The sequence below is a fragment of the Streptomyces sp. NPDC058291 genome (assembly GCF_042880855.1).
Classification (GTDB): domain Bacteria; phylum Actinomycetota; class Actinomycetes; order Streptomycetales; family Streptomycetaceae; genus Streptomyces.
In genome coordinates this window covers 1-26,206 of sequence record NZ_JBHVYK010000065.1, presented here as the reverse complement: position 1 = coordinate 26,206, position 26,206 = coordinate 1, and the positions used below count along the sequence as shown (strand labels likewise).

Annotated in this window: 22 protein-coding genes; 18 read left to right on the top strand and 4 right to left on the bottom strand. The window is 71.9% G+C overall.

Annotated elements, in window-relative coordinates; all coding sequences use genetic code 11:
- Positions 1–242: 242 nt before the first annotated feature.
- Complete coding sequence (locus ACFVYK_RS27505; protein WP_389778616.1) at positions 243–1,070, top strand: methyltransferase; 828 nt, start codon at positions 243–245, stop codon at positions 1,068–1,070.
- 276 nt (positions 1,071–1,346) lie between these two features.
- Complete coding sequence (locus ACFVYK_RS27500; RefSeq protein ID WP_389778614.1) at positions 1,347–1,751, top strand: DUF3040 domain-containing protein; 405 nt, start codon at positions 1,347–1,349, stop codon at positions 1,749–1,751.
- A gap of 226 nt (positions 1,752–1,977) precedes the next feature.
- Here ACFVYK_RS27500 and ACFVYK_RS27495 read toward each other — a convergent pair whose 3' ends face one another.
- The 4 genes from ACFVYK_RS27495 to ACFVYK_RS27480 form a co-directional block, all read right to left on the bottom strand.
- Positions 1,978–4,479 (bottom strand): DUF3488 and DUF4129 domain-containing transglutaminase family protein, encoded by a 2,502-nt coding sequence (locus ACFVYK_RS27495; protein WP_389778612.1) that lies wholly within the window; start codon positions 4,477–4,479, stop codon positions 1,978–1,980.
- Positions 4,476–5,858 (bottom strand): DUF58 domain-containing protein, encoded by a 1,383-nt coding sequence (locus ACFVYK_RS27490; protein ID WP_389778611.1) that lies wholly within the window; start codon positions 5,856–5,858, stop codon positions 4,476–4,478. The genes ACFVYK_RS27495 and ACFVYK_RS27490 overlap by 4 nt, the downstream gene beginning before the upstream one ends.
- On the bottom strand, positions 5,858–6,889 hold the full coding sequence (locus tag ACFVYK_RS27485) for an AAA family ATPase (protein WP_389778609.1): 1,032 nt from the start codon (positions 6,887–6,889) through the stop codon (positions 5,858–5,860). The genes ACFVYK_RS27490 and ACFVYK_RS27485 overlap by 1 nt, the downstream gene beginning before the upstream one ends.
- 304 nt (positions 6,890–7,193) lie before the next feature.
- Positions 7,194–7,739: a beta-class carbonic anhydrase gene (locus tag ACFVYK_RS27480; protein WP_389778607.1), complete on the bottom strand. Its 546-nt coding sequence runs from the start codon at positions 7,737–7,739 to the stop codon at positions 7,194–7,196.
- Between the two features lie 326 nt (positions 7,740–8,065).
- On the opposite strand from ACFVYK_RS27480, the gene rsmH reads away from it, so the two are divergent.
- From rsmH to ACFVYK_RS27400, 16 genes are all read left to right on the top strand, one after another.
- The gene (gene rsmH, locus ACFVYK_RS27475) at positions 8,066–9,022 is read left to right on the top strand and encodes a 16S rRNA (cytosine(1402)-N(4))-methyltransferase RsmH (protein ID WP_389778606.1); all 957 of its coding nucleotides are present in this window, start codon (positions 8,066–8,068) and stop codon (positions 9,020–9,022) included.
- 44 nt (positions 9,023–9,066) lie between these two features.
- Entirely contained in the window at positions 9,067–9,612 is a 546-nt protein-coding gene (locus ACFVYK_RS27470) for a septum formation initiator family protein (RefSeq protein WP_389778604.1), read from the top strand.
- A 5-nt stretch (positions 9,613–9,617) separates the two neighbouring features.
- The gene (locus ACFVYK_RS27465; RefSeq protein WP_389778602.1) at positions 9,618–11,591 is read left to right on the top strand and encodes a peptidoglycan D,D-transpeptidase FtsI family protein; all 1,974 of its coding nucleotides are present in this window, start codon (positions 9,618–9,620) and stop codon (positions 11,589–11,591) included.
- A gap of 124 nt (positions 11,592–11,715) precedes the next feature.
- Positions 11,716–13,386, top strand: a complete 1,671-nt coding sequence (locus tag ACFVYK_RS27460; protein ID WP_389778600.1) for a UDP-N-acetylmuramoyl-L-alanyl-D-glutamate--2,6-diaminopimelate ligase — start codon at positions 11,716–11,718, stop codon at positions 13,384–13,386.
- A 4-nt stretch (positions 13,387–13,390) separates the two neighbouring features.
- On the top strand, positions 13,391–14,806 hold the full coding sequence (gene murF / locus ACFVYK_RS27455; protein WP_389778598.1) for a UDP-N-acetylmuramoyl-tripeptide--D-alanyl-D-alanine ligase: 1,416 nt from the start codon (positions 13,391–13,393) through the stop codon (positions 14,804–14,806).
- A complete protein-coding gene (mraY, locus tag ACFVYK_RS27450; RefSeq protein WP_389778596.1) occupies positions 14,803–15,876 on the top strand; it encodes a phospho-N-acetylmuramoyl-pentapeptide-transferase in 1,074 nt (357 codons plus the stop codon). The genes murF and mraY overlap by 4 nt, the downstream gene beginning before the upstream one ends.
- The gene (murD, locus tag ACFVYK_RS27445) at positions 15,858–17,276 is read left to right on the top strand and encodes a UDP-N-acetylmuramoyl-L-alanine--D-glutamate ligase (RefSeq protein WP_389778595.1); all 1,419 of its coding nucleotides are present in this window, start codon (positions 15,858–15,860) and stop codon (positions 17,274–17,276) included. Before mraY ends, murD begins: the two co-directional genes overlap by 19 nt.
- 87 nt (positions 17,277–17,363) lie before the next feature.
- Positions 17,364–18,728 carry a putative lipid II flippase FtsW gene (ftsW, locus tag ACFVYK_RS27440; RefSeq protein ID WP_389778593.1) on the top strand — a complete coding sequence of 455 codons (1,365 nt, stop codon included), beginning with the start codon at positions 17,364–17,366 and terminating at the stop codon, positions 18,726–18,728.
- Positions 18,729–18,734: 6 nt separating this feature from the next.
- Positions 18,735–19,832, top strand: a complete 1,098-nt coding sequence (gene murG, locus ACFVYK_RS27435) for an undecaprenyldiphospho-muramoylpentapeptide beta-N-acetylglucosaminyltransferase (RefSeq protein ID WP_389778591.1) — start codon at positions 18,735–18,737, stop codon at positions 19,830–19,832.
- A gap of 142 nt (positions 19,833–19,974) precedes the next feature.
- A complete protein-coding gene (locus ACFVYK_RS27430) occupies positions 19,975–20,769 on the top strand; it encodes a cell division protein FtsQ/DivIB (RefSeq protein WP_389778589.1) in 795 nt (264 codons plus the stop codon).
- 277 nt (positions 20,770–21,046) lie between these two features.
- A complete protein-coding gene (gene ftsZ / locus ACFVYK_RS27425) occupies positions 21,047–22,243 on the top strand; it encodes a cell division protein FtsZ (protein WP_389778587.1) in 1,197 nt (398 codons plus the stop codon).
- Positions 22,240–22,968 (top strand): peptidoglycan editing factor PgeF, encoded by a 729-nt coding sequence (gene pgeF, locus ACFVYK_RS27420; protein ID WP_389778585.1) that lies wholly within the window; start codon positions 22,240–22,242, stop codon positions 22,966–22,968. Before ftsZ ends, pgeF begins: the two co-directional genes overlap by 4 nt.
- Before the next feature lie 5 nt (positions 22,969–22,973).
- Positions 22,974–23,693, top strand: coding sequence for a YggS family pyridoxal phosphate-dependent enzyme (locus ACFVYK_RS27415; protein WP_389778584.1), 720 nt, complete (start codon positions 22,974–22,976; stop codon positions 23,691–23,693).
- Between the two features lie 128 nt (positions 23,694–23,821).
- On the top strand, positions 23,822–24,463 hold the full coding sequence (locus tag ACFVYK_RS27410) for a cell division protein SepF (protein ID WP_389778583.1): 642 nt from the start codon (positions 23,822–23,824) through the stop codon (positions 24,461–24,463).
- 72 nt (positions 24,464–24,535) lie between these two features.
- Positions 24,536–24,820: a YggT family protein gene (locus tag ACFVYK_RS27405; RefSeq protein ID WP_020129925.1), complete on the top strand. Its 285-nt coding sequence runs from the start codon at positions 24,536–24,538 to the stop codon at positions 24,818–24,820.
- A gap of 52 nt (positions 24,821–24,872) precedes the next feature.
- Positions 24,873–26,138 (top strand): DivIVA domain-containing protein, encoded by a 1,266-nt coding sequence (locus ACFVYK_RS27400; protein WP_389778581.1) that lies wholly within the window; start codon positions 24,873–24,875, stop codon positions 26,136–26,138.
- Positions 26,139–26,206: the final 68 nt, after the last annotated feature.

Here is a 26,206-nt window from a genome sequence, read left to right as displayed (position 1 = left end):
GCACCGTGCGGACGTCCGCCGGCGCGGCCCGTCGGCGCGGTCCGCCGCCGCCCCGCCCGTGCGGGCGGGTGCCGGGGAGCGCGGACCGTCCGCGTGACCGGACAGGACGCCGGAGGCAATAGGGTGGAAGGCGCCTGAAGCCTTCCCTCCGTCCGCCCGCGCGCCGGTCCGGACCAGGCCGGGAAGGCAGCCCGTTCGCTCCGCCGCGCAAGAGGCGGTGCCGCGCCGAGGAGTCAACTGCCGTGTCGGACCCGATGCGCCCGCCCGTCTCCCACCCCAGCCCTCAGCCGACGTCGGCCCGCTCCGGCCCCGCCCGGTCCCGGGCCTCGCTGCGCACCGCCGTGGTCTGGGAGGTCCTGCGCGACGCCCTCGAGCGGCGGGTCAAGGCGACCGGCCGCGAGTCGCTGGACATCCTCGACACCGGGGGCGGCAGCGGCAACTTCGCGGTGCCCGTCGCCGTCCTCGGGCACCGGGTCACGGTCGTCGACCCCAGCCCCAACGCGCTGTTCGCCCTGGAGCGACGCACCGCCGAGGCGGGCGTGGCCGACCGGGTGAAGGGCGTCCAGGGCGATGTCCACGGGCTGTTCGACGTGGTCGAGCGCGGCGGCTACGACGCCGTCCTGTGCCATGGCGTCCTGGAGTACGTCGACGACCCGGCCGAGGGCGTCCGCAACGCGGTGGCCGCGCTGCGCGCCGAGGGCGTCCTCAGCCTCCTCGCCGCCGGCCTCGGCGGCGCCGTGCTCGCGCGCGCCCTCGCCGGCCACTTCAAGGAGGCCCGGCAGGCGCTCACCGCGCCGGACGGCCGCTGGGGCGAGGGCGACCCCGTGCCGCGCCGCTTCACCGCCGAGCAACTCACCGAACTGGTCGAGGGCGCGGGCCTCACGGTGGGGGCCGTGCACGGCGTGCGGGTCTTCGCCGACCTCGTGCCCGGCGTCCTGGTGGACACCGAGCCCGGAGCGCTGGAAGCCCTGCTGAAGTTGGAGGAGGCCGCCGCCGAACTCCCCGCCTTCCACTCCGTCGCCACCCAGCTGCATGTGCTCGGTGAGGCACGAGGGGCCCACGGCGGCTGAGCGCCACCCGGGGCGTACCGCTGATCAGGGGCTCGGCGGCGCATGGAGTACGCCACAGGCCCCCCGTTCGGCCGCTGTGCGCCGTATGATCGGGGGAGACCGCCCGGCATGACGGGCCGACCGCCGGGGAATGGAAACCTCAGCGAGCCGGAACGTCCATGACGGGCTTCGGTTGGCCGATTGGCCCAGAGGGGCGGGTTTCACGGGGGCGATTCCCCGCCTATCCTGAAGGGACCCCCCGGGTCGCCCCGGCGACTGCACGATGAGGAGGACTCCGTGCCGCTCTCGGAGCACGAGCAGCGCATGCTCGAGCAGATGGAGCGAGCGCTGTACGCCGAAGATCCCAAGTTCGCGTCGGCGCTCGAGGGAAGCGGGCTGCGTACGTACACCCGGCGGCGGGTCTACCAGGCGGTCGCGGGCTTCCTCGTGGGAATCGCGCTCCTCATGGCCGGTATGGTCGCCAAGCAGGTGTGGCTGAGCGTCGTCGGCTTCCTCGTGATGCTGGGCTGCGCGGTACTCGCCGTCACCGGCTGGCGCAAGGCCCCCAAGCCGGGTGAGCAGCCCGCCGCGGGAGCCGCGGGCGCCCCGTCCGCACGCGGCCAGGTCAGGCAGAAGCGCTCGATGATGGACCGGATCGAACAGCGCTGGCAGCGCCGCCGCGACGAGCAGGGCGGTCACTGACGACGCCCTACACGAACCTGTTGAAGGGGTGACCACCCGAGTGGATGGTCACCCCTTCACCATGTCCCGCCGCCGCTGTGCCGTCGCGGCCATCCCGTCGCGGCCGTCCCGTCGCCGCCGTCCTGCCGTCGCCGCCGTCCCGTCGCGGCCGTTCCGTCGCGGCCGTCTCGCCGCTGTCCCGTCGTCGCCGGGCCTCCCGCTGATCAGCCGCCCTCCGGGCCGCTGATCAGCTTCCCTGCTGGCCGGACGGCCGGCGCAGCAGCGCCGACAGCCGGGCCGTCCAGCCGGCCTTGAGGAGCGTCCAGCGGTCCGCGAGACCCCAGAGCGCCCGGACGGCGGAGCGCGGTGCCACGACGGCCCGCACCCGCGTGGTCCAGCCGGCCTTCTCCCGCAGCGCCGCCCGCACCGTGCGGACCTCGTCGGCCAGCCCGGTCTCGGCCCTCGGCTCCGGGGCGTACAGCACCTGCTCCAGCGCGCCCGCCACCCGGTGGACCGAACGGGCCACCGTCTCGTCCAGCTCTCCGATCCGCACGATCCGCGCCGCCGCCCGCCGGGGCGTCAGCGCCTCGTCCGGCTCGATGCCGAAGTCCCAGGCCGTGTCGGTGAGCTCGCGCCACACGGCCAGGACATGCCCGGCGGCGGCCGCCCCGGCCTCTTCCCCGGGCTCGTCCAGCAGCACCGCCGGCTCGGGGTCCCCCGCACCCGGACCGTCCGCGCCCGCCTTCCCGCGCCGGCCCGGGGGAGCCCCGGCGGCCGCCGCGGAGTGCTGGGCGGAGGCCAGCCGAGCCGAACGCCGTCTCAGCCGCCACAGCATCGGCAGCAGCGGCAGGACGAGCGCCGTGCCTCCCAGCAGCGTCCAGGTGGCGATCTTGTACCAGGGGGCGCCGCCGCCGCCCTGACCGGACTGGTCCACCGGCAGCGCGCTGGCGCAGTCGTCGAGTTTCTTCTCCTGGACGGAGCAACCGGAGCTTGCCGAGGGCGCGTTCGACGGCGCGGCGTCCGCCGAGCGCGAGGCCTGGGGCAGGTCGGGGAGCGCCTCGCCAGGGGAGTCCGGCACCGTGTAGGTGGGGGTGGTGCCGCGGGTCGGGGTCGGCTCGAAGCGGGTCCAGCCCACGCCCTGGAAGTACAGCTCCGGCCAGGCGTGCGCGTCTTTCAGGCCGACCGCCATCGAGCCGTCCGCCTGCGGGGAGCCGGGCGCGAAGCCCACCGCGACCCGCGCCGGTATGCCCAGGGTCCGGGCCATCGCCGCCATCGCGAAGGAGAAGTGCACGCAGAAGCCCTGCTTGTCCCGCAGGAAACGGGCGATCGCGTTCGGGCCGTTGCCGACCTCGACCTGGGTGTCGTACTCGAAGCCGCCCGTCACCGCGAAGTAGTCCTGGAGCTTGACCGCCTTCTCGTAGGCGTTCGCGGAGCCCTTGGTGATCCGGCGCGCCTGTTGGGCCACTGTCGGCGGCAGGGTGCCCGGCACCTTGGTGTAGTCGCGCCGGATCGCGTCGGGGACGTCGGTCGCCGCCGCCAGCTGCTCCGCGGTCGGCTGCACGTCCAGGCTCTTGACCTGGTACGTCTTGCCACTGGTGTTCTGGCCGTGGTCGCCCACGAGCGTCATGCCGACCGGCTCGTACCGCCAGTTGCCCTTGATCTGCACGCCGCTGGGCGGATACGGCATCGGCAGCCAGTCCTGGGCGTAACCGTCGGCGGCCGCGATCCGGGTGGTGATCTCCGTGCGCTTGACGTCGGGCCCCAGCCCGGTGGGCGAGGGGAAGTCGTCGGGCACGGCGACGATGTGGCGCTTGGCCGGCTTCCACGTCGTCCCGTCGAAGTCGTCCAGCGACACGATCCGCAGATACATGTCGGAGACGTCGTCGGCGTTGGTGCGCAGGGTCAGCACCGTGCGGTCATCGTCCACGTTCAGGCTGTCGCGCAGCGACACCAGCGGGTTCACCGCGGAAATCGTGCCCCCGCCGCCGGTGCCCGCGCCCACGCCGGTGCCCGCCGCGTCGAGCAGGCCGCCCTGTATCGCCGGCAGCGGCAGCAGCGGCACCACGAGGGCGACGCCCAGCGCGGCCATCCCGATGCGCCGACCGGTGCGCACCGGGGCGACCGGACCGGGCTGTCCGCCCGGTCCGCGCCCGGACCCGCCGAAGACGCGGCCCCACTGCGAGAGCCGCTCGCGGCCCTCGGCGAGCAGCAGGACGAGATAACCGGCGGCGGCGACCAGGAACCACAGCCAGTCGGCCGCCCCGTCGGACAGCCCCGCGGCGACCGAGTACAGCGCCAGCAGGGGCAGACCGGCCGGAGCCGCGTTGCGGAACGTCACCGCCAGCGTGTCCACGACCAGGCCGATCACCAGCACCGCGCCGATCACCATCAGCCGGATGCCGTCGGACAGCGGGGCCGGGATCGCGTACCGCCCCACGTCGTCGGCGCCCGTCTGCAGCAGGTCGGCGAAGTGGCGGAAGGCCGCGGGGCCGGGGATCAGTCCGGCGAGCGCCTGCTCGCGGGCGAAGACCAGGGTCAGCATCATCAGCGTGACCACGGCCTGCGCCGCCACGGTCAGCGGCCGGGCCAGCGGCACCCGCCGGGCCGCGACGCCCGCTCCCGACTGGATCGCCAGCATGAACGCCGCCTGCACCAGCCAGGTCGCCGGATCCACCAGGGGCAGCAGGGCGCATGACGCCATCAAGGTGGCCGCCGCCGAGCATAGCGTCAGCCGAGCGCGCCCACTCATGACCGCCCCTCCCCGCCGCTCGCGGTGCTCGCCGTCATCACGCCCGCCCGGTCGCGGTCCGCCTGGCGCCACAGCTCGTTCAGCGAAGCGCCCCGCCGCACGCTCAGGGCCGTCCAGCCCGCCTCGCGCAGCATCCGCAGCCGCTCCTCCTGCCGGTTCATCGGATCGGGGGCGCCGTTCGGTTCACGCGTCCAGCGGTCGCCGTCCAGCAGGAAGGCGACCGCGCCTCCGCTGCGCCGGCGCATCCTGGCGGCCACCGCCGCCGCCTCCTCGTCGAGGTCCCCGAGGAACGCCACCAGCAGGCCCTCGTCGCCGCCGCGCAGCACGTCGTACGCGCGGGACAGGCTCGTGCCGTCGGAGTGGTCCACCACGGCGAGGGTGTCCATCATCAGTCCGGCGGCGTCCGCCGACTCCTGGTTCGCTCCGGCGAACCCGTCGGCCCCCTCGCCGGGAACCGAGTTGCCGGTGTCGGTCAGCAGCCGTACGGAGAAGCCCCGCTCCAGCATGTGCACCAGCACGGACGCGGCGCCGGAGACCGCCCACTCGAAGGCCGAGTCCGGGCCGGCGCCCACGTAGGCCAGACCCCGGGTGTCGAGGAGCACCGTGCAGCGCGAGCGCTGGGGCTGTTCCTCACGGCGCACCATCAGCTCGCCGTAGCGGGCGGTCAGGCGCCAGTGCACGCGGCGCAGGTCGTCGCCGTAGCGGTAGGCGCGCGGGATCACGTCGTCCTCGCCGGCCAGCGCCAGTGAGCGCTGCCGGCCCTCGCCGTACCCCGTGGCCTCGCCGCTCAGGCGGACCGGGGACAACGGTTCCACGCGCGGTATGACCGTCAGCGTGTCGTAGGTGGAGAAGGACCGGGTGAGCTCGCACATGCCGAACGGGTCGTTCAGCCGTAGCTGCAGCGGGCCCAGCGGGTAGCGGCCGCGCAGGTCGGAGCGGACCCGGTAGGACACCTCGCGGCGGCCGCCCGCCTCGACCCGGTCCAGGACGAAGCGGGGACGCGGGCCGAGCACGTAGGGCACCCGGTCCTGGAGCATCAGCAGGCCGGTGGGCAGCCGCGAGACGTTGTCCATCCGCAACTGGACGCGGGCCTCGCTGCCGGCGGGCACGCGCGCGGGGGAGAGCAGGCGGCTGCCGGCGACCCGGTAGCGGGTGCGGTAGACGACGGCCGCGCAGATCAGCGGCAGCGCGGCCAGCAGCAGCCCGACGCGCAGCAGGTCGGGCTGTCCGAGCACATAGGCGCAGACGGCGGCGGCGATGCCCGCGGCCAGGAAGGACCGGCCGCGGGTGGTCAGTCCGGCCAGCGCCGTGCGCACGCTGCCCTGGTCGCCCTTGCCTTCCCGGCCGGTCGACGGCTGCCCGGAGCCCCCGGCGGCCATCACAGCCTCCGCGACTGCGGGCCGTACCCCTGCGGGCCGTGCCCCAGCCCGTACCCGTGCTGCTGGGGGGCGGCGGGCACCGGGGTGCGCTGGATGATCTCCTCGACGACCTGCTCCGCCGTGCGGCGGTTGAGCTGGGCCTGCGCGGTCGGCAGCAGGCGATGGGCCAGGACGGCCACGGCGAGGTGCTGGATGTCGTCCGGCAGGGCGTAGTCGCGGCCGCTGAGGGCCGCGGTCGCCCTGGCGGCGCGCACCAGGTGCAGCGTCGCGCGCGGGGAGGCGCCGAGTCTGAGGTCCGGATGGGTGCGCGTGGCGGCGACCAGGTCGACCGCGTAGCGGCGCACCGAATCCGCGACGTGGACTCCGCGCACGGCGTCGATGAGCTTCACGATCTCGTGCGCGTGGGCGACCGGCTGGAGGTCGTCGAGGGGGCTGATCCCGCCGTGCACGTCGAGCATCTGCAGCTCGGCCTCCGCGCTCGGGTAGCCGATGGAGACGCGGGCCATGAAGCGGTCGCGCTGAGCCTCGGGCAGCGGGTAGGTGCCCTCCATCTCGACCGGGTTCTGCGTGGCGACCACCATGAACGGGCTGGGCAGCTCGTAGGTCTGCCCGTCGATGGTGACCTGGCGTTCCTCCAGCGACTCCAGCAGCGCCGACTGCGTCTTGGGCGAGGCGCGGTTGATCTCGTCGCCGATCACGATCTGCGAGAAGATCGCGCCCGGCTTGAACTCGAACTCGCGGCGCTGCTGGTCCCAGATGGACACGCCCGTGATGTCCGAGGGCAGCAGGTCGGGGGTGAACTGGATCCGGCGCACCGAGCAGTCGATGGACTTCGCCAGCGCCTTGGCCAGCATCGTCTTGCCGACGCCGGGTACGTCCTCGATCAGCAGATGCCCCTCGGCGAGGAGCACGGTCAGCGAAAGCCGTACGACCTCGGGCTTGCCCTCGATCACTCCCTCCACCGAACTGCGGACACGCTCCGCAGTGGCGGTCAGATCCGTGAGGCTCGCTCGCTCGTCATAGGTCGTCACCCGGCCCTCCTCGGCCCAAACTTTCTCCTGGCCGACGCACTGTGCGGCAAACCGGCCCACCCCGAATCACGGACGCCGCTCCAGAACTGCTCAGCGTGGCGTCACTCTCGCATTCTTGCTGCCGTTACCGATTCGTGTCACTCGCCTGTGGACAACTGTCCGTGATATGTCGGTGTTGTGGCGATTCGGGTGCCCGGGGACCCGGATCGCCGGTGAAACGACAGTGAACTACCGTGCCCGCGAACGGTCACGCGGGCAGCGGCAGCGGCGGGGGTGGCGGCACGCGGTGCGGGGCCGGGGAGGGCTACGCGGGGTCGATCTCGCGCAGCAGACCCGTGCGCACGTCGAACACGAACCCGCGCACGTCGTCGGTGTGCAGCAGGAACGGCGAGGTGCGCACCCGCTGCATCGACTGGCGGACGTCCTGGTCGACGTCGCGGAAGGCCTCCACCGCCCAGGCCGGGCGCTGGCCGACCTCCATCTCCAGCTCGGTGCGGAAGTCCTCGGTGATCGCTTCCAGGCCGCAGCCCGTGTGGTGGATGAGGACGACGCTGCGCGTGCCCAGCTTGCGCTGGCTGATGGTGAGCGAGCGGATGACGTCGTCGGTGACCACGCCGCCCGCGTTGCGGATCGTGTGGCAGTCGCCGAGCTTCAGGCCGAGCGCCGCGTGCAGGTCGAGCCGGGCGTCCATGCAGGCCACGACCGCGACCTCCAGGACGGGACGGGCGTCCATGCCGGGGTCGGCGAAAGCCGCGGCATACCGCTCGTTCGCCTTCACCAGGCGGTCGGTCACGGCGCCACCGCCTATGGCGCCTTCGGATGCGATGGGTACGGATGCGGAAGTCGTCATACTCATGACGGTACTGGTCACGGGCGTTCCGGTCTCGCTGTGGGGAGGGAAAAAGAGCGTCATCACGCCGTCTTTGTGAGGTACGACACAGCCGCTCGGAGGGGGCGTCCGCCGCTCGGCCGCGCCGTGCAGGCCGGTTGATTGACCGCGCGACACCGTGGACTAAAGTGACGCGAAGCGGGAGGCGACGATCTCCCTGCTGGACTGAATCCCGAGAGACCCCGGCCCGGCCGCCGGAGATCTCCCCGCGGCGCCGGCAGGCCTTCCCTTCACGAGGGGGCGGGGACCCGGCGGTGCGTACCACCCGCCGCATCTGAGAGGGCCCCTTGAGTCACAGTCGACATGTCCCGGTGATGCTCCAGCGGTGCCTGGACCTGTTGGCCCCCGCCCTGCGGGAACCCGGAGCGGTGGTCGTGGACTGCACGCTCGGCCTCGGCGGCCACAGCGAGGCCCTGCTGACCCGGTTCCCCGAGGCGCGGCTCGTCGCCCTCGACCGCGACAAGGAGGCCCTGCGCCTGTCCGGCGAGCGGCTGGCCCCCTTCGGTGAACGCGCCACCCTCGTGCACGCCGTCTACGACGAACTCCCCGAGGTCCTGGACCGGCTCGGGCACGCGCGCGTGCAGGGCGTCCTGTTCGACCTCGGCGTGTCCTCCATGCAACTGGACGAGGCCGACCGCGGCTTCGCGTACGCCCAGGACGCCCCGCTCGACATGCGCATGGACCAGACGACCGGCGTCAGCGCCGCCGAGGTCCTCAACACCTACCCGCCGGGCGAACTGGTGCGGATCCTGCGGGCGTACGGCGAGGAGAAGCAGGCCAAGCGGATCGTCTCCGCCGTCGTGCGCGAGCGCGACAAGGAGCCGTTCACCAACAGCGCCCGGCTCGTCGAGCTGATCCGCAACGCGCTTCCGCAGGCCGCCAAGCGCACCGGCGGCAACCCCGCCAAGCGCACCTTCCAGGCGCTGCGCATCGAGGTCAACGGCGAACTCTCCGTCCTGGAGCGGGCGATCCCGGCGGCCGTCGAGACGCTCGCGGTGGGCGGACGCATCGCCGTCCTGTCGTATCACTCGCTCGAAGACCGGATGGTCAAGCAGGTGTTGGCGGCCGGCGCAGCCAACACGGCCCCGCCCGGACTGCCGGTCGTCCCCGAGCGCTACCAGCCGCGGCTCAAGCTGCTCACCCGGGGTGCCGAACTTCCCACCGAGGAAGAGATCGCCGAGAACCGGCGCGCCGCCCCGGCGCGACTGCGCGGAGCCGAGCGGATCAGGGAGTCCATCGAATGACGGGCGTGAGCCGAGGGTGGCGCGTTCCACCCGGGGGAAGGCGAGTGAGCGGGAAACCCGAACTGAAAGGGAGGGCCGCCCGGCTCGCGCGGCTCTTCCCGGCAGGACCGCGGCAGGCGGCGCGCACCCCGTTCGTCCTCCTCGTCGTCCTCCTCCTCGGCGGCGGCCTCATCGGACTGCTCGTGCTGAACTCCGCGCTCAGCGAGGGCTCGTTCAAGATGGACGACCTGAAGAAGGACACCAAGAGCCTCACCGACGAGGAACAGGCGCTCCAGCGCGACATCGACTCCTACTCCGCCCCCGACGCCCTCCAGCGCCGTGCGCGCGAACTGGGCATGGTCCCGGGCGGCGACCCGGCGTTCCTGAACCCCGACGGCACCGTGAAGGGCGTCCCGTCGGCCGCGGCGCAGCAGTCCGTGCAGGAGGCCCCCGCCGTCCGGCCGCCCGAGGCCCTGCTGCTCTCCCAGACGATCGGATCGTCGCCGTCGCCGTCGCCGTCGCCGGCCCCGAGCGACTCGCGGCTCGACCCGCCGGTGCAGAACCCGGCCCCCGACCCGACCGAAACCACCCCCGAGACCCCCGGCAGGTGACGGAAGTGTCCGACAGGGAACCGCCGCGCCGGCGGGTGCCCGGCCCCGCCCGGTCCGCCCGGCCCGCCCGCCCCGCGTCCGCCCAGCGGCGCCCGGGCCCCGGCGGCCGCCCGGCCCGTCGCCCGGCCGCCTTCGCCCCCCGCCCGGCCCCGCGCGTCATCCGGCTCGGCAGCCCCCGGCCCCGGCTGCGCATGGTCGGCCTCGCGCTGACGCTGGTGCTCCTCGCCTTCGTGGTCCGCCTCCTGCAGGTGCAGGCCGTCGACGCGAGCAGCTACACCGCCAGGGCCGAGCAGAACCGGTACGTCGGCCAGGTGCTGGCCGCCGCACGCGGCGAGATCACCGACCGGACCGGCGTGGCCTTCGCGACCAGCGAGGACGCCTACGACATCACGGCCGACCCCACCATGTTCGCCCGCCCGCAGCTCCCGGTCGACGACGGACCCGAGCAGGCGGCCGCCCTGCTCGCCCCCATCCTCCGGCAGGATCAGGCCGCCCTCGTCAAGAAGCTGCGGCCCGAGGACCGCAACCTGCGCTACGTCAAGCTCGCCGGCCGGCAGACCCCCCAGGTCTGGAAGCAGATCCGGGACCTGAGGTCGGCGCTCTCGGCGAAGTCGGAGACGGACAAGGCCACGGTCAACGTCCTCGCCGGGGTCTTCTCCGTGCCCAGCAGCAAGCGGGTGTACCCCAACGGTGACCTCGCCGCCGGGATACTGGGCTGGGTCAACGCCGACGGCAAGGGCGGCGGCGGCGTCGAGCAGCAGCTGAACGCCACCCTCGCCGGCAAGGACGGCAAGATCCGCTACGCCCAGTCCGGCGGCCGCCAGGTGCCCACCGCGGGCTCCACCGAGACCCCGGCGGTGCCCGGCTCCGACGTCGAGCTCACCATCGACCGCGACATCCAGTGGGCCGCCCAGAAGGCCATCACCGACCAGGTCGAGCAGTCGAAGGCGGACCGCGGCTACGTCATAGTGCAGGACACGCGCACCGGCGAGATCCTCGCGATGGCCAACTCGCCCGGCTTCGACCCCAACGACCTCTCCCGGGCCGACGCCGCCGACCTGGGCAACCCGTCCGTCCAGGACGCCTACGAGCCGGGCTCCACCGCCAAGGTCATGTCGATGGCCGCCGTCCTGGAGGAGAACGCCGCAACCCCGCTGACGCACGTCACCGTGCCCAACCGGCTGCACCGCGGCGACCGGCTCTTCCAGGACGACGTCGACCACGCCACCTGGTACCTCACGCTCAACGGCGTGCTCGCCAAGTCCAGCAACATCGGCACCATCCTGGCCACCGGACAGCTCGGCAAGACGCAGGCCGAGGCCAACCGGGTCCTGTACTCCTACCTGCGCAAGTTCGGCATCGGCAGCCACACCGGGCTCGGCTTCCCCGGCGAGACCAAGGGCATCCTCGCCCCGCCCGGCAAGTGGTCGACCTCGCAGCAGTACACGATCCCCTTCGGCCAGGGCATGTCCCTCAACGCGCTCCAGGCGGCCTCGGTGTACTCCACGATCGCCAACGGCGGGGTCCGCGTCGAGCCCACCCTGGTGCGCGGCGCCAAGGGCCCGGACGGCCGCTTCACCCCGGCCCCGGCGCCCGGCAGGTCGCGGGTGGTGAGCCAGAAGACGGCGAAGGCCCTCGCCCAGATGCTGGAGTCGGTGGTGGACGACGAACAGGGCACGGGCGCCAAGGCGCGCATCCCCGGATACCGCGTCGCGGGCAAGACGGGCACCGCCAACCGCGTGGATCCGGCCACCGGCACCTACAAGGGCTACACCTCGTCGTTCGCCGGCTTCGCGCCCGCCGACAACCCCCGCATCACCGTGTACTGCGCGATCCAGAACGCCACCGAGGGCAGCTATTTCGGCGGCCAGATCTGTGGTCCCGTCTTCAAGCAGGTCATGGAGTTCGCCCTGAAGACCCTGCAGGTCCCGCCGACCGGGGCGAAGCCCGCCAACCTCCCGGTCGACTTCACGCCCTGACCGTGCCGCCCTCCCGAGCGGCCTCGCCCGGGCCGCCCGGGAGCAGCCCCGGCCGGACCTCACCCGCCCGCCCCGACCCCCCGCCCGCCACTGTTCAGCGCCGCACAAGCCAGGAACCGAGCCCGTGACCATGATCACTCCCGACCCCGGGAAGCCCGCAACGCCCGCGTCCCCCACCGCGCCCTCGCTTCGCCCCCGGGCGGGTGCGCCCGGTACGCTCACCGCCGTGCCACACGCTGATCAGTCCCGAACCCCCCAGAAGGGCGCTTCCGTGACATATCCGGGACCGCCGCGACCGGCCCAGGTCTCCGCCACACCCCTCGCGGACCTCGCCGATCAGCTGGGCGCCGCGCAGCCGGAGAACGCCGCCGTCGAGGTCACGGGCATCACCCATGACTCGCGCGCGGTCCGCCCCGGGGACCTGTACGCCGCCCTGCCGGGCGCCCGTCTGCACGGCGCCGACTTCGTCACCCAGGCCGCGAGCCTGGGCGCGGCCGCCGTGCTGACCGATCCGACCGGCGCCGAGCGCGTCGCCGCGACCGGCCTGCCGGCCCTGGTCGTCGACGACCCGCGCGGGTCGATGGGCGAGCTGGCGGCCACGATCTACGGACACCCCGGCCGCGACCTGCTCCAGATCGGCATCACCGGCACCTCGGGCAAGACGACCACCGCGTATCTCGTCGAGGGGGGCCTGAAGTCGGTCCGGTCCACCGGACTCATCGGCACCGTCGAGATGCGCATCGGCGAAGAGCGCATCAAGTCCGAGCGCACCACCCCGGAAGCCACCGATCTGCAGGCCCTGTTCGCCGTCATGCGCGAGCGGGGCGTCGAGGCGGTCGCCATGGAGGTCTCCAGCCACGCCCTGGTCCTCGGCCGGGTCGACGGCTGCGTCTTCGACATCGCCGTCTTCAACAACCTCAGCCCGGAGCACATGGAGTTCCACTCCGGCATGGAGGACTACTTCCAGGCCAAGGCGCGGCTGTTCACCCGGGAACGCAGCAAACTCGGCGTGGTCAACTTCGACGACGCGTACGGCCGCCGGCTGATCGAGGAGGCGGAGGTCCCGGTCGTCACCTTCTCCGCCGAGGGCCACCCCGACGCCGACTGGCGCGCGGTCGACGTCGAGATCGGCCCCATGGACTCGACGTTCGCCGTCGTGGGCCCGGACGGAGCGCGGGCGGCCGCCAGGTCGCCGTTGCCGGGCTCCTTCAACGTGGCGAACACCCTCGCCGCGATCGTCGCGCTCGCCGCCGCCGGCATCGACGCGCAGACCGCCGCCGACGGCGTCGCCGCCGTGCCGGGCGTGCCGGGCCGCCTGGAGCGGGTGGACGCCGGGCAGCCCTATCTGGCGGTCGTCGACTACGCCCACAAGACGGACGCCGTCGAGTCGGTCCTGCGGGCGCTGCGCAAGGTCACCAAGGGCCGGCTGCACGTCGTCCTCGGCTGCGGCGGCGACCGGGACCGCACCAAGCGGGCCCCGATGGGCGCCGCCGTCGCCCGGCTCGCCGACACGGCCGTGCTGACCTCCGACAACCCCCGCTCCGAGGATCCGCTCGCGATCCTCGCGACCATGCTCGAAGGCGCGGCGTCCGTGCCGGCGCACGAGCGCGGCGAGGTCCTGCTGTTCGAGGACCGGGCCGCCGCCATCGCCGCCGTCGTGGCCCGCGCGCACGCCGGGGACACCGTGCTGGTCGCGGGCAAGGGCCATGAGCAGGGCCAGGACATCGCCGGCGTCGTCCGTCCCTTCGACGACCGCCAGGTGCTTCGCGAAGCTATCCAGCAGACCCAGGGATGAACTTGTGATCGCCCTCTCCCTCGCCGAGATCGCAGCAGCCGTCGGCGGGCAGACGCACGACATACCGGATCCGTCCGTGAAGGTCACCGGACCGGTCGTCCGGGACTCCCGCGAGGTGGAGCCCGGCAGCCTCTTCGTCGCCTTCGTCGGCGAGCGGGTGGACGGCCACGACTACGCGGCCCAGGTCGTCGAGGCGGGCGCGGCGGCCGTGCTGGCCTCACGGCCCGTCGGGGTGCCCGCGATCGTCGTGGACGACGTCCAGACGGCGCTCGGCGCTCTCGCCCGGCACGTCGTGCACGCGCTCGGCGCGACCCTCGTCGCGCTCACCGGCTCGGCCGGCAAGACCAGCACCAAGGACCTCGTCGCGCAGGTGCTCCGGCGCAAGGCGCCGACCGTGTTCACGCCCGGCTCGCTCAACAACGAGATCGGGCTGCCGCTGACGGCGCTGTCGGCCACCGAGGAGACCCGGTTCCTCGTGCTGGAGATGGGGGCCCGCGGCATCGGACACATCCGCTACCTCACCGGTCTGACCCCGCCCCGGGTCGGCCTCGTGCTGAACGTGGGCAGCGCCCACATCGGCGAGTTCGGCGGCCGCGATCAGATCGCACAGGCAAAGGGCGAGTTGGTCGAGGCCCTTCCGCCGGCGAGCGAGGGCGGCATCGCGATCCTCAACGCCGACGACCCGTTGGTCCGGGCCATGGCTTCCCGTACCCAGGCGAGAGTGGTCCTTTTCGGAGAGTCCGGCGAAGCGGACGTTCGGGCCGAGAACGTGCGACTCACGGACAGCGGACAGCCCTCGTTCAGCCTTCACACACCCTCCGGGTGCAGCGATGTGACCATGCGCCTGTACGGTGAGCACCACGTGTCGAACGCGCTCGCCGCGGCCGCCGTCGCCCATGAGCTGGGCATGTCCGCGGAAGAGATCGCCACCGCGCTCTCCGAGGCGGGCTCCCTCTCCCGCTGGCGGATGGAGGTCACCGAGCGCCCGGACGGCGTGACGATCGTCAACGACGCCTACAACGCGAACCCCGAGTCCATGCGAGCCGCTCTGCGCGCGCTCGCGGCCATGGGCAAGGGGCGGCGGACCTGGGCGGTGCTCGGCAAGATGGCCGAGCTCGGGGACGAGGCGCTCGCCGAGCACGACGCGGTCGGACGGCTCGCCGTCCGGCTCAATGTCGGCAAGCTCGTCGCGGTCGGGGGCAGGGAAGCCGCCTGGCTGCAACTGGGCGCATACAACGAGGGTTCGTGGGGTGAGGAGTCGGTGCACGTGTCCGACGCACAGGCGGCTGTCGACCTGTTGCGCAGCGAGTTGCGCCCGGGGGACGTCGTGCTCGTGAAGGCGTCCCGTTCGGTCGGCCTCGAGAGTGTCGCGCAGGCGCTGCTCGAGACCGGCGCCGAGGGTGAGGTCGCCGCCCGATGATGAATCAGATCCTGTTCGCGGGTGTGATCGGCCTCTTCCTGACGCTGGTCGGCACGCCGCTGCTGATCAAGCTGCTGGCGCGCAAGGGCTACGGCCAGTACATCCGCGACGACGGCCCGCGCGAGCACGCCAGCAAGCGCGGTACGCCGACCATGGGCGGTATCGCCTTCATCTTCGCGACGATCGCGGCGTACTTCCTGTCCAAGGTGATCACGGGCAAGCCGCCGACCTACACCGGTCTGCTGGTGCTGGGCCTGATGTGCGGCATGGGCCTGGTCGGGTTCCTCGACGACTACATCAAGATCGTCAAGCGGCGTTCGCTGGGTCTGCGGGCCAAGGCGAAGATGGCCGGCCAGCTGATCGTCGGCATCGCCTTCGCCGTGCTGTCGCTGCAGTTCTCCGACAACCGGGGCAACACGCCCGCCTCCACCAAGCTGTCGTTCATCACGGACTTCGGCTGGACGATCGGCCCCGTGCTGTTCGTGGTCTGGGCGCTGTTCATGATCCTGGCGATGTCCAACGGCGTGAACCTGACGGACGGTCTGGACGGCCTCGCCACCGGCGCCTCCGTCCTCGTCTTCGGCGCGTACACGTTCATCGGCGTCTGGCAGTTCCAGGAGTCCTGCGCCAACGGCGAGACCCTGACCAACCCCAGCGCCTGCTACGAGGTGCGCGATCCGCTGGACCTCGCGGTCATCGCCTCCGCGCTGATGGGCGCCTGCCTCGGCTTCCTGTGGTGGAACACCTCCCCGGCCAAGATCTTCATGGGCGACACCGGTTCGCTGGCGCTCGGCGGCGTGCTCGCGGGTCTGGCGATCTGCTCCCGCACCGAGCTGCTGATCGCCCTCCTGGGCGGCCTGTTCGTGCTGATCACCATGTCGGTGGTCATCCAGGTCGGCTCCTTCAAGCTGACCGGCAAGCGCGTCTTCCGCATGGCGCCACTCCAGCACCACTTCGAACTCAAGGGCTGGTCCGAGGTCCTGGTCGTGGTCCGTTTCTGGATCATCCAGGGCATCTGTGTGATCGTCGGACTGGGTCTCTTCTACGCGGGATGGGCAGCGGACAAGTGACCGACTGGCAGGGGAAGAACGTCACCGTCGCCGGGCTCGGCGTCTCCGGCGTCCCGGCGGCCAAGGTGCTGCACGGGCTCGGCGCACGCGTCACCGTCGTCAACGACGGCGACGACGCACGCGCGCGTGAGCAGGCCGCCGAACTCGAGGCGCTGGGCGTGACCGTGCGCCTCGGCGACGGGGAGACCCTGCCCGAAGGCGCCGAACTCGTCGTCACGGCGCCCGGCTGGAAGCCGGACAAGCCGCTGTTCACGGCGGCGCACCAGGCCGGGGTGCCGGTCTGGGGCGACGTCGAACTCGCCTGGCGGCTCAGAGGCCCCGACGCGGCCCCCTGGCTCTGCGTCACCGGCACCAACGGCAAGACGACCACCACCCGGATGCTGGCCTCGATCCTGGAGGCCGCCGGGCTGCGCACGGCCGCCGTCGGCAACATCGGCGTCTCCCTGCTGGACGCGGTGGTCGGGGACGAGCGGTACGACGTCCTCGCCGTCGAACTCTCCAGCTACCAGCTGCACTGGGCGCCCTCGCTGCGGGCCCACTCCGCCGCCGTCCTCAACCTCGCCCCCGACCACCTCGACTGGCACGGCTCGATGGAGGCGTACGTCAAGGACAAGGGCCGCGTCTACGAGGGCAATCGGGTCGCCTGCGTCTACAACGTGGCCGACAAGGCCACCGAGGACCTGGTGCGCGAGGCGGACGTCGAGGAGGGGTGCCGGGCCGTCGGCTTCACCCTCGGGCCCCCCGCGCCGTCCCAACTCGGCGTGGTCGACGGCATCCTGGTCGACCGGGCCTTCGTCGAGAACCGGCAGAAGAACGCCCAGGAGCTCGCCGAGGTCGCCGACGTCGATCCGCCGGCCCCGCACAACATCGCCAACGCCCTTGCCGCCGCCGCCCTCGCGCGCGCCTTCGGGGTGCCCGCCAAGGCCGTCCGGGACGGTCTGCGGGCCTTCACGCCGGACGCCCACCGCATCGCCCACGTCGCCGACGTGGACGGCGTCGCCTACGTCGACGACTCCAAGGCCACCAACACGCACGCGGCGCAGGCCTCGTTGGCGTCCTACGGGTCGATCGTCTGGATCGCGGGCGGACTCGCCAAGGGCGCGACCTTCGACGAGCTCGTCGCCGAGTCGGCCGCGCGCCTGCGTGCCGTGGTGCTCATCGGCGCCGACCGCGCCCTGATCCGAGAAGCCCTGGCGCGACACGCCCCGGAAGTACCCGTCGTCGACCTCGACCGGACCGACACTGGGGCGATGCTCGCGGCAGTCCAGGAGGCCCGGCGCCTCGCCGTCGAGGGCGACACGGTGCTCCTCGCCCCGGCCTGCGCCTCCATGGACATGTTCGTCAACTACAACCAGCGCGGTGACGCGTTCGCACAGGCCGTTCGCGAACTCGGCGCCTGACCCGGCCGCCTGCCGGGCGACCTTGGGAGGGACGCGTGGGACCGTCACGGCCGACGTACAGCGGACACCGCGGGTGCGGAGCGGCAGATGCCCGGTAGCCGAACCGGGCGTCCGCCCGTCCAGCGGACCGTCCGCCGACCCCCGGCCCCTTCCCGGACGGGCCGCGACAACCCCGTGCGACGGCTCCACGAGCGCGCCCGCAAGGCCTGGGACCGGCCGCTGACGGCCTACTACCTGATCTTCGGCGGCAGCCTGCTGATCACCGTGCTGGGCCTCGTCATGGTCTACTCGGCCTCCCAGATCACCGCGCTGCAGATGTCGTTGCCGGGTTCGTTCTTCTTCCGCAAACAGTTCCTGGCCGCCTCCATCGGGGCCGTGCTGCTGCTGGTCGCGTCGCGGATGCCGGTCAAACTGCACCGCGGGCTCGCCTATCCGATCCTCGCGGGCGCCGTCTTCCTCATGGCCCTGGTGCAGGTGCCGGGGATAGGGATGTCGGTCAACGGCAACCAGAACTGGATCTCGCTCGGCGGCTCCTTCCAGATCCAACCCAGCGAGTTCGGCAAGCTCGCGCTGGTGCTGTGGAGCGCCGATCTGCTCGCCCGCAAACAGGAGAAGAATCTTCTCGCGCAGTGGAAGCACATGCTGGTGCCGCTGGTGCCGGTGGCGTTCATGCTGCTCGGGCTGATCATGCTGGGCGGCGACATGGGCACCGCGATCATCCTGACGGCGATCCTGTTCGGGCTGCTGTGGCTGGCGGGGGCGCCCACCCGGCTCTTCGTCGGCGTCCTGTCGGTCGCCGCCACCCTCGGCGTGATCCTCATCAAGACCAGCCCGAACCGTATGGCCCGGCTGCAGTGCATCGGCGCCACCGACCCGGGCCCGGGCGACGCCTGCTGGCAGGCCGTGCACGGGATCTACGCCCTGGCCTCCGGCGGGATCTTCGGCTCCGGACTCGGGGCGAGTGTGGAGAAATGGGGTCAACTCCCCGAAGCCCACACCGACTTCATCTTCGCCGTCACCGGTGAGGAACTGGGCCTGGCGGGCACGCTGTCGGTGCTCGCCCTGTTCGCGGCTCTAGGCTATGCGGGTATCCGCGTGGCCGGACGCACGGAGGACCCCTTCGTGAGGTACGCCGCGGGAGGTGTGACCACCTGGATCACCGCTCAGGCGGTGATCAACATCGGTGCGGTGCTCGGCCTGCTGCCGATCGCCGGCGTCCCCCTCCCGCTGTTCTCCTACGGGGGCTCCGCCCTGCTGCCGACCATGTTCGCCATCGGGCTGCTGATCGCCTTCGCACGCGACGAGCCCGCTGCGCGGGCGGCGCTTGCGATGCGGCAACCCCGTTTTGGTAGAAAGCGGGGGTCGGGGAACTCCGTGTTCGACCGGAGTCCCCGGAGATGGAACACGATGCGACGGCGTGCCTCGGCGGCGCGCCCGTCCGGAGAGCGGTGAATTTCGGTGCATGTCGTACTCGCTGGTGGGGGGACCGCCGGCCACATCGAGCCCGCGCTCGCCCTCGCGGACGCCCTGCGTAGGCAGGACCCCGGTGTGGGGATCACGGCCCTGGGCACGGAGCGCGGCCTGGAGACCACGCTCGTTCCGCAGCGGGGCTACGAGCTCGCGCTGATCCCCGCCGTGCCGCTGCCGCGCAAGCCCACCCCTGAGCTGATCACCGTCCCGGGCCGGCTGCGCGGCACGATCAAGGCCGCCGAGCAGATTCTGGAGCGCACCAAGGCGGACTGCGTCGTCGGCTTCGGCGGGTACGTGGCCCTGCCCGGCTACCTCGCCGCCAAGCGCCTCGGCGTGCCGATCGTCGTCCACGAGGCCAACGCCCGCCCCGGGCTGGCCAACAAGATCGGCTCGCGTTACGCGGCCAGGGTCGCCGTCTCCACGCCCGACAGCAAGCTGCGCGACGCCCGCTACATCGGCATCCCGCTGCGCCGCTCCATCGCCACCCTGGACCGTGCCGCGGCCCGCCCCGAGGCCCGGCACCTGTTCGGCCTCGACCCCAACCTGCCGACCCTGCTGGTCTCCGGCGGCTCGCAGGGCGCGCGCCGCCTCAACGAGGTCGTCCAGCAGGTCGCGCCCTGGCTGCAGCAGGCCGGCATCCAGATCCTGCACGCGGTCGGCCCGAAGAACGAAATGCCGCATGTGCAGCAGATGCCGGGGATGCCCCCCTACATCCCGGTACCCTATGTGGACCGGATGGACCTCGCGTACGCCGCCGCCGACATGATGCTCTGCCGGGCGGGCGCGATGACCGTCGCCGAGCTCTCCGCCGTCGGACTCCCGGCCGCCTACGTCCCGCTGCCGATCGGCAACGGCGAACAGCGGCTGAACGCCCAGCCGGTGGTCAAGGCGGGCGGCGGACTGCTGGTCGACGACGCGGAACTGACGCCCGAGTGGGTCCGGGAGACCGTCCTGCCCGTCCTCGCCGACCCGCACCGGCTGTACGAGATGTCCCGCGCCGCCAGCGAGTTCGGCCGCCGGGACGCCGACGACCTGCTCGTCGGCCTGGTGTACGAGGCGATCGCCGCCTCTCGTGCACACCGTTAGGAAACGCATCGGCGGGTGAGCCGAAGGGCCGGGCCGGCGCCGGGAGAGGGGAAGTGCGCGGGCCGCAAGGGCTGGGCACGGCCGGGCTCCCGGCACCGGCCCGCACGACCCGGAGGGGAACCGAGCCAGAAAGGGAGTGTGCGTGGCCGGACCGGACACCGCCGAGCGCGGTGCACGCCAGCAGGAGTCGTCCGGCCCGCCCCTCGTCCGGAGGTTGGGGCCGCGCCGACTTCGTACGATCATCATCCTCGCGTGCGTCACCGTGCTGCTGGGGGCCGGCGCCGTCTGGGCGCTGTACGGCTCGCAGTGGCTGCGGGTGCGCGACGTCGCGGTCTCGGGCACGGCCGTGCTGACCCCGCAGCAGGTGCGCGAGGCCGCCGACGTGCCGGTCGGAGCGCCGTTGGCCTCCGTCGACACCGGAGCGATCGAGGCGCGGCTGCGCAGGGAACTGCCCCGGATCCACACGGTGGACGTGGCCCGTTCCTGGCCGCACGGAATCAGCCTGGAAGTGACCGAACGCACGCCGGTCCTGGTGGTGCGAAAAGGGTCGAATTTCGTGGAGGTCGACGACGAAGGCGTCCGTTTCGCCACGGTTTCCGAGGCGCCCCGAGGAGTGCCGCTTCTCGAAACGGCCGTTTCCTCCTCGCGATCGGCCGCCGCGAGTCTGCGCCGCTTCGGCGAGGCGCGGCTGGTGCGGGAGGCGGTGGAGGCCGCCGGTTCCCTTCCGGCCGGCGTCGCCCGGCAGACCCGGCTCGTCAAGGTCCGCTCCTACGACGACATCTCGCTGGAGTTGGGCGCCGGCCGCACCGTGGCCTGGGGGAGCGCCGAGAACGGCGCCGCCAAGGGCCGTGCGCTCACGGCTCTCATGAAAGCCGCTCCGGGCGCGCGGCACTTCGACGTCAGCGCTCCCACCGCCCCGGCGTCATCAGGGAGTTGACGCACATCAGCGCAGGCCAGCACCCTGGTTGGGCAGCGACACGGCTGATCACATAGGGTGAAAAGAAAAACGGGAGGTTCGGCGTGTTCGTTGAACGGGCGCCACTTGTCGACTTAGTGTCCTGTTCAGAAGACTTCAAGGAACGGACACACTGGTAACCCTAAACTTCAGCGTTAGGGTTCGGGTCGGCGAAACGGACCGTCCCATTCGGCATCAGTCGTCGGATCGCATCACCTGCGACGCGACGACACGTAACTCGAGGCGAGAGGCCTTCGACGTGGCAGCACCGCAGAACTACCTCGCAGTCATCAAAGTCATCGGTGTCGGCGGCGGTGGTGTCAATGCCATCAACCGGATGATCGAGGTCGGTCTCAAGGGCGTCGAGTTCATCGCCATCAACACCGACGCGCAGGCGCTGTTGATGAGCGACGCCGACGTCAAGCTCGACGTCGGCCGCGAACTCACCCGCGGACTCGGCGCCGGCGCCAACCCGGCCGTCGGCCGCAAGGCGGCAGAGGATCACCGCGAGGAGATCGAGGAGGTCCTCAAGGGGGCCGACATGGTCTTCGTGACGGCCGGTGAAGGCGGCGGCACCGGCACCGGCGGCGCGCCCGTCGTGGCCAACATCGCCCGCAACCTCGGCGCCCTCACCATCGGCGTGGTCACCCGCCCCTTCACCTTCGAGGGACGGCGGCGGGCCAACCAGGCCGAGGACGGCATCGCGGAACTCCGCGAAGAGGTCGACACCCTCATCGTCATCCCGAACGACCGACTGCTGTCCATCTCGGACCGCCAGGTCTCCGTCCTCGACGCGTTCAAGTCGGCGGACCAGGTCCTGCTCTCCGGCGTTCAGGGCATCACCGACCTCATCACCACGCCCGGCCTGATCAACCTCGACTTCGCCGACGTCAAGTCGGTCATGTCCGAGGCCGGTTCGGCGCTCATGGGCATCGGCTCGGCCCGCGGCGACGACCGCGCGGTGGCCGCCGCCGAGATGGCGATCTCCTCGCCGCTCCTGGAGGCCTCCATCGACGGCGCCCGGGGCGTGCTGCTCTCCATCTCCGGCGGCTCCGACCTGGGCCTCTTCGAGATCAACGAGGCGGCCCAGCTGGTCAGCGAGGCGGCCCACCCCGAGGCCAACATCATCTTCGGCGCGGTCATCGACGACGCGCTCGGCGACGAGGTCCGGGTCACCGTCATCGCGGCGGGCTTCGACGGGGGCCAGCCCCCCGCCCGCCGGGAGACGGTCATGGGGTCGTCCTCGTCCTCGGCCCGCCGCGAGGAGCCCACTCCGGTACGGCAGCCCGAGAGCCGTCCGTCCTTCGGCTCGCTCGGCAGCGTCACGCCGAAGGAGGACCCGGAGCCGGCCCCCGAGCCGGTCGCCGACCTCCCGGTCTCGCCGCCGGTGCCGCCGTCGCGGACCTACACGGACAGCGCGGCCGAGGAACTGGACGTGCCGGACTTCCTGAAGTGATAGGACAGCGCGAGAGCGTGAGCGGCGCGCACTTCGCCTTCACCGACCGGTGGGGCGGGGTGAGCGCCGCTCCGTATGAGCAGCTCAACCTCGGCGGAGCGGTCGGCGACGACCCCGACGCCGTGCGTGCCAACCGGGAACTGGCCGCGAAGTCGCTCGGGCTCGACCCGGGCCGGGTCGTCTGGATGAACCAGGTGCACGGCGACGAGGTGGCCGAGGTCGCCGGACCGTGGACCACCCCGTCGGCCCCGGCGGTCGACGCCCTGGTGAGCGCGACCCGCGGACTCGCCCTCGCCGTGCTGACGGCGGACTGCGTGCCGGTGCTGCTGGCGGACCCGGTCGCCGGGGTGGTCGCCGCCGCCCACGCGGGAAGGCCCGGCATGGTCAAGGGCATCGTGCCCGCGACGATCGACGCGATGAAGTCGCTCGGCGCCGACCCCGCCCGGATCGTCGCCCGTACCGGACCCGCCGTGTGCGGCCGGTGCTACGAGGTGCCGGAGGCGATGCGCGCCGAGGTGGCCGCCGTCGAGCCGGCCGCCCGCGCCGAGACCAGCTGGGGCACGCCCGCGGTCGACGTGACCGCCGGAGTGCACGCGCAGCTCGACCGGCTCGGCGTGAGCGACCGGGAAGTCTCGCCGGTGTGCACACGGGAGTCGAACGATCACTTCTCGTACCGCCGCGATCGCACCACGGGGCGACTCGCGGGATATGTCTGGCTGGGCTGATGCACATGACGGACCGTGAGGGCGAACTCGCCGCGAATCTGGCGAAGGTGCGCGAGCGCATCGACGCCGCGTGCTCGGCGGCCGGGCGCGCCCCGGAGGACGTGACCCTGATCGTGGTCACCAAGACCTACCCGGCGAGCGATGTGCGGATCCTGTCGGAACTCGGCGTGCGGCACGTCGCCGAGAACAAGGACCAGGATGCGGCGCCCAAGGCGGCCGAGTGCTCCGATCTGCCGCTCGGCTGGCACTTCGTGGGGCAGTTGCAGACCAACAAGGTGCGTTCCGTGGTGGGTTACGCGGACGTGGTGCAGTCCGTGGACCGCGCCAGACTGGTGACCGCCCTGTCGAAGGAGGCCGTGCGGGCCGGCCGCGAGGTGGGCTGTCTCATCCAGGTCGCCCTGGACGCCGGGTCGGGTGAGCGGGGCGAGCGCGGTGGCGTGGCCCCGGGCGGGGTCGGGGAGTTGGCCGACCTGGTCGCCGGCTCGCCGGGACTGCGGATCGACGGACTGATGACCGTCGCACCTCTGACCGGGGAGTACGCCGGTCGCCAACGAGCGGCGTTCGGGCGGTTGATGGATTTGTCGACTGACCTGCGCCGAGCCCATCCTGCTGCGAACATGGTGTCCGCGGGGATGAGTGCGGACCTCGAGGAGGCCGTGGCGGCCGGAGCGACACATGTACGCGTCGGCACTGCGGTACTCGGAGTCCGCCGCGGGCTCGGGTAACGTCGCCAGGAAGTCGGACCACAGCAGAAAATATGGTCATTACCGCCGAAAGGCGGACATAAGGGCCACGTGGATCGCGGGACTTGGCAGTCGAAAGTCGATCCACCACAGAGCGGAGGACTCAGAGCATGGCCGGCGCGATGCGCAAGATGGCGGTCTACCTCGGCCTCGTGGAGGACGATGGGTACGACGGCCGGGGATTCGACCCCGATGACGACTTCGAACCCGAGCTCGACCCGGAACCCGAGCGGGATCACCGGCGACACGAGCCGTCCCACCAGTCACACGGTGCGCACCAGTCCCAAAGGGACGAAGAGGTGCGTATCGTCCAGCCGTCCGCGCCGCGTGAGTCGGCGGCCCGGGCCGCTTCGCTCCCCGCGGAATCCGGACGTCCGGCGCGTATCGCGCCCGTGGCATCCATCACACAAGAACGCCAGTCCCTGGAGAAGAACGCACCGGTGATCATGCCCAAGGTCGTGTCGGAACGAGAGCCGTACCGGATCACCACGCTTCACCCCCGGACCTACAACGAGGCCCGTACCATCGGGGAACACTTCCGTGAGGGCACCCCGGTGATCATGAATCTGACTGAGATGGATGACACAGACGCGAAGCGACTTGTCGACTTTGCGGCCGGTTTGGTGTTTGGTCTTCACGGCAGCATCGAGCGGGTGACGCAGAAGGTGTTCCTGTTGTCGCCTGCTAACGTCGATGTCACGGCGGAGGACAAGGCCCGCATCGCAGAGGGCGGGTTCTTCAACCAGAGCTGAGACGCAAGACCGGAACGAGCAGTACAGAGCAGCACAGAGCAGCACAGAGCAGGGGAGAGGGAAGCACCGAACATGAGCGTGGTCCTGGATGTCGTCTACATCGCGCTGATGGTCTTCCTCATCGTGCTCATCTTCCGGTTGGTCATGGACTACGTCTTCCAGTTCGCCCGCTCATGGCAGCCCGGCAAGGCGATGGTGGTCGTTCTGGAGGCCACTTACACTGTCACCGATCCACCGCTCAAGCTTCTGCGGCGGGTCATCCCGCCGTTGCGTCTCGGGGGCGTGGCGCTCGACCTGTCCTTCTTCGTACTGATGATCATCGTCTACATCCTGATCTCGATCGTGAGCCGGCTGTGAGCGATGTGAACTACCGTCTTGCCGATGCCGACGACTACGTTGAGGTGAAGAGATGCCGTTGACCCCCGAGGACGTGCGGAACAAGCAGTTCACGACCGTCCGCCTCCGAGAAGGCTATGACGAGGACGAGGTCGATGCCTTCCTCGATGAGGTCGAAGCCGAACTGACGCGCCTGCTCCGCGAGAACGAGGACCTGCGCGCCAAACTGGCCGCGGCCACGCGCGCTGCCGCCCAGAACCAGCAGAACATGCGCAAGCCCCCCGAGCAGGACCAGCAGCAGGGTGGTGGCATGCAGCAAGGCGGCATGCAGCAGCAGGGTGGCATGCAGCAGGGCGGTATGCAGCAGCAGGGCGGCATGCAGCAGGGCGGCATGCAGCAAGGCGGCATGCAGCAGGGCGGCATGCAGCAGCAGGGGATGCCTCCGCAGGGCATGCGAGGTCCGGGCGCTCCGGTGCCCGCCGGAATATCTGGTCCGCCGCAGCAGCAGATGGGCGGCCCCATGGGCGGCCCGCCCCAGCTGCCGAGCGGTGCGCCGCAGCTGCCCGCCGGTCCCGGCGGACAGGGCGGCCAGCAGGGTCCCGGCCCGATGGGTCAGGGTCCGATGGGCCAGGGCCCCATGGGTCAGGGTCCGATGGGCGGCCAGCCGCCCATGCAGCAGCAGATGGGCGGCCCGATGGGCGGACCCATGGGCGGCCCGATGGGCGGCCACGGTCAGGGCCCCGGTGGCGACAGCGCCGCGCGCGTCCTCTCGCTGGCCCAGCAGACCGCCGACCAGGCGATCGCCGAGGCGCGTTCCGAGGCCAACAAGATCGTCGGCGAGGCGCGTTCGCGTGCCGAGGGTCTCGAGCGCGACGCCCGTGCCAAGGCCGACGCCCTGGAGCGGGACGCGCAGGAGAAGCACCGCGTCGCGATGGGCTCCCTGGAGTCCGCCCGCGCCACGCTGGAGCGCAAGGTCGAGGACCTGCGCGGCTTCGAGCGCGAGTACCGCACGCGTCTGAAGTCGTACCTCGAGTCCCAGCTGCGTCAGCTGGAGACCCAGGCCGACGACTCGCTCGCTCCGCCGCGCACCCCGGCAGCGGCGTCCCTGCCGCCGTCCCCGGCGCCCTCGATGGCTCCGGCCGGCGCCAGCGCCCCGTCCTACGGCGGCAACCCGGGCATGGGCGCGCCCAGCCCGGCCGCTCCGTCCTACGGCGGTCAGCAGCAGATGTCCCCGGCGATGACTCAGCCGATGGCTCCGGTACGTCCGCAGGGTCCCTCCCCGATGGGCCAGGCTCCCTCGCCGATGCGCGGTTTCCTCATCGACGAGGACGACAACTGACGGCCAGTAGTACGCCTTGGGCGTCGGCAGCGTTCAAAGGGGCGGGGCCCCGGATCACGATCCGGGGC